Source organism: Micropruina sp., from assembly GCF_047607385.1.
GTDB lineage: Bacteria > Actinomycetota > Actinomycetes > Propionibacteriales > Propionibacteriaceae > Micropruina.
Genome location: NZ_JASGDE010000112.1, coordinates 1 through 3,549, shown reverse-complemented (window position 1 = coordinate 3,549; position 3,549 = coordinate 1). Strand labels below are relative to the sequence as shown.

General features: G+C 71.7%; 3 protein-coding genes. 2 read left to right on the top strand and 1 reads right to left on the bottom strand.

Annotation, left to right across the window (positions count from 1 at the left end; all coding sequences use genetic code 11):
- Positions 1–251 precede the first annotated feature (251 nt).
- Positions 252–1,355, top strand: coding sequence for a DUF4349 domain-containing protein (locus tag QM582_RS10015; protein WP_415084023.1), 1,104 nt, complete (start codon positions 252–254; stop codon positions 1,353–1,355).
- Here QM582_RS10015 and QM582_RS10010 read toward each other — a convergent pair.
- Positions 1,263–2,315 carry a YeiH family protein gene (locus tag QM582_RS10010; protein ID WP_415084022.1) on the bottom strand — a complete coding sequence of 351 codons (1,053 nt, stop codon included), beginning with the start codon at positions 2,313–2,315 and terminating at the stop codon, positions 1,263–1,265. The genes QM582_RS10015 and QM582_RS10010 overlap by 93 nt on opposite strands.
- A 71-nt stretch (positions 2,316–2,386) precedes the next feature.
- Here QM582_RS10010 and QM582_RS10005 point away from each other — a divergent pair, with 71 nt between their 5' ends.
- A complete protein-coding gene (locus tag QM582_RS10005) occupies positions 2,387–3,361 on the top strand; it encodes a LysR substrate-binding domain-containing protein (protein WP_415084021.1) in 975 nt (324 codons plus the stop codon).
- Positions 3,362–3,549: the final 188 nt, after the last annotated feature.

Sequence of the window (3,549 nt, the reverse complement as noted above, 5' to 3'; positions counted from 1 at the left end):
TCAACAAGCTCAAACACCACCGAGCCTTCGCCACCCGCTACGACAAACTCGCCGTCCGCTACACCGCCACCATCCACCTCGCCGTCATCAACGACTGGCTCAAACGACTTACATAACAGGCCCTAGCTCGAACCACTTTCTGTCGGTTATCAGCAGGCTCAATCCGGACGCCGCGTGCTCAAACCACTTTCTTGTTGATCTGAGCCCCTGGCGACCGGTCCATTACAACCAGAATCCGGTTCGGTGCCGGAATGACCTCGAACGCCCCCGCCGTAAGCACCAAGAAGTGGTTCGAAGGGGGCTTCTATCGCGCGGCGACCTCGATGAGCTCGCGCGACCGGGTGGTGGGCAGGCCCGCGCGTGTTCAGCAGGTTTGCTGCAACGTCGTCGCCCGCCGCAGCGTGATGAAGGGCATGACTGCTTCTCGGTTCCGACTGTGGCTGCCATCGCTGCTGCTGTCCGGGGTGATCGGCCTGGTCGGATGCACCCACGACGCCGCCAGCAAACCCGAGGTGACACGCGCCGGCGAGGGCGCGGCTCCGGCCGCCAGCCTCGCACCCGAGGAGGGAACACCCGACCAACGACAGGTGGTGCGGACCGGTGCGATGTCGCTGCGTTGCACCGACCTGAACGCGACCGCGGAGCAGCTGCGGCAGCTGGCGCAGAGCATGGACGGCTACGTGGCGTCCGAGTCGATCGGGGCCGACACGGACTCGGCGAGCGGCGGCTCCCGGATCGTGTTCAGCGTGCCGGCGGCAAACCTGGACCGGTTCATGGCGGAGGCGGCGAAGCTGGGTGATCTGGTCACCCGGTCGGTCACCGCGCGGGACGTCACCGAGCAGGTGGTCGACGTCGAGGCCCGGATCCGCACCCTGCGGGAGTCGATCAGCCGGATCCGGGCGCTGATGGACAAGGCCGGTTCGATCACCGAGATCGCCCGGGTCGAAGAGGAACTCACCCGCCGGCAGTCGGAACTGGAAGCCCTGCTGGCCAAGCAGAAGGCCCTGAAGAACCAGGTGGAGCGGGCGCCGGTCACCGTCTCGCTGCTCCGGCCGGGCCAGGTCGAGACGCAGAATCCGTTCCTGGTCGGGCTCAGCCAGGGCTGGGACGCCCTGCAGAACTCGATCGCGGTGCTGCTCACCCTGGTCGGCGGGCTGCTGCCCTTCGTCCTGATCGGCGGCGCGATCGGCTGGCCGACGGTGCGCCGGTTCCGGCGCCGGTCGGCAACTCCGAAACCGACGGCGACGACTCCCCCGGACGCCTCAGGCCAGCACGCAGGTGGCCAGGCCGAGCAGGGCGACCACGACGGTGGCGATCAGCCCGAGCAGGATCGGCTTCAGCCCGGCACGTCGTAGCACCGAGGCGTGCAGCGAGGTGCCGAGCGCGAACATCGCGGCCGCCAGCAGCCCGGTCTGCAGCAGCCCGGCCAGTTGCAGCACCGGGGCCGGCAGCACGCCGAGGCTGCGCAGCCCGACCGCGGCGACGAACCCGGCCACGAACAGCGGCACCACCGGCTGGCCACCGCGGACGCCGCCCGACGACTCCCGCTGCCCGAACGAGATCACCGCCAGCACCGGCGCGAGCAGCAGCACCCGGGCCAGTTTGACCACCACCGCCACCTTGAGCGCCGATCCGCCGACGATGCCGGCCGCGGCCACCACCTGGGCGACCTCGTGGATCGACGCGCCCGCCCAGATGCCGGCGGTCGTGGCGTCCAGTCCGAGCAGCGTCGCGGCGGCCGGCAGCACACCGATCATCACCGTCCCGAAGACCACCACCAGAGCCACCGCGGTCGCCGTCTCGTCGCTGTTCCGGCGCCGCAGCACCCCGTCCGCACCGGCCACGGCGGCCGCTCCGCAGATCGAGAAGCCGCAGGCGATCAGCAGCGTCTGGGTTCGGCTCACCCCCAGCAGCCGGCCGGCGAGCATGGTGGCGCCGATCCCCCCGGCCACCACCACGATCACCCCGACCAGCACCGGCCAGCCCAGCCCGGCGATGTCGGTGAGGGCCAGTTGCAGTCCGAGCAGCACCACCCCGAGCCGGAGCAGGCGGCGCGACGCCACCTGGATGCCCGGCGCGATCCGGTCGGCGAAGCTGCCGCGGACGCCGGCGACATTGCTCAGCACGGCGCCCAGCAGGATGGCCAGCAGCAACGGGCTGAGCCCTGGCAGCACCTGCTGGACGCCGAGCACGACCGCCGCCGCGGCACAGCTGAGCAGCAGCCCGGGCACCGCCGACCCGGAACCCGCCGCGCCGGCGGGAGGCGTCGAAGCTGCGGGGACGTGACGGGCCAGATCGGCGGGTGGCTGAGGCACCCCTCTACCTTCCGCCCTCAACCCATATCTGAGTAGCCGTCACTTCGGCATGGAAGCCATACGATACGGATATGACTCCGGAGTTGCCGCCGCACCGCTATCCGCCGGTGGCCGACCTCGCCGTGCTGGTCGCCGCGGTCGAGCACGGCGGCGTCGGGGCCGCCGCCCGCGCCCTCGGCATGGCGCAACCGAACGCCAGCCGCGCGTTGCGCAGGCTGGAACGGATGCTGCGGCTCGAACTGCTGACCCGTGGTCCGACCGGCGCCGCGCCGACCCGCGACGGCGCCCTGGTGGTCGACTGGGCGCGCCGGGTGCTGGAGGCCAACCAGCGGCTGTTGCTGGGTGCCGCGGCGATCGGACGCGGGCACACCGGCACGGTGCGGCTGGCCGCCAGCCAGACCATCGCCGAGGAGCTGCTGCCGCGCTGGCTGGCCGCGTTGCGGGCCGAACACCCCGAGGCCGAGGTGTCGCTCACCGTCGGCAACTCCCAGCAGGTCGGACGGCTGCTCGGCTCGGGCTGCACGCTCGGCTTCGTGGAGAGTCCGGAACTGCCCGCCGGCCTCACCGTCGCGGTGGATTCGCGCGAGGTCAGCACCGACCGGCTGGTCGTCGTCGTGGCTCCCGGGCACCCGTGGGCCCGGCGCACCAGGCCGGTGCCGCTGGACGAGCTGGTCGGCACCCCGCTGATCGTCCGCGAGCCCGGGTCGGGCACCCGGATCGCCCTGGAACGGGCGCTCGCCGGCGTCACCATGGCGGCGCCGGCGTTGGAACTGGCCAGCAACGCCGCCGTCCGCGTCGCCGTGATCGCCGGCGCCGGGCCGGCCGTGCTCAGCGAGCACGCGGTGCAGGCCGCGGTGAGCGCCGGGGAACTGCGCGCGGTGATGGTGGACGGCCTGGTGGTCGAACGTCCGTTGCGGGCGATCTGGCCGGTCGAACCTCCGCTGCCGGCACTGGGCGTCCGGCTGGTCGAGCTCGCGGTCGAACTGGAGCGGACCCGGCGGGCCCCGGAACCACCGCCCCGGCTCGACCCGGGTTGGGGCATCTGAACCCGGCCCGGGACCGCTGGCTGAGCTTGTCGAAACCCCGTTGTCAGAGGTCTCGACAAGCTCGATCGGCGATCGTCGGCACCTCCCTAAGCCTCGATCCACCGATGGGCGCCGTAGCGAGCGGCACCAGATGGGTGCAATGGCAAGCCGGGAACGCGAAGGCGTACCGGGTCGTACGGTGAGCGGGT

Excerpts from the sequence above, each read along its gene's own strand:
- QM582_RS10015 (WP_415084023.1), top strand. The coding sequence starts at position 252 with ATGACCTCGAACGCCCCCGCCGTAAGCACCAAGAAGTGGTTCGAAGGG.
- QM582_RS10005 (WP_415084021.1), top strand. The coding sequence starts at position 2,387 with ATGACTCCGGAGTTGCCGCCGCACCGCTATCCGCCGGTGGCCGACCTC.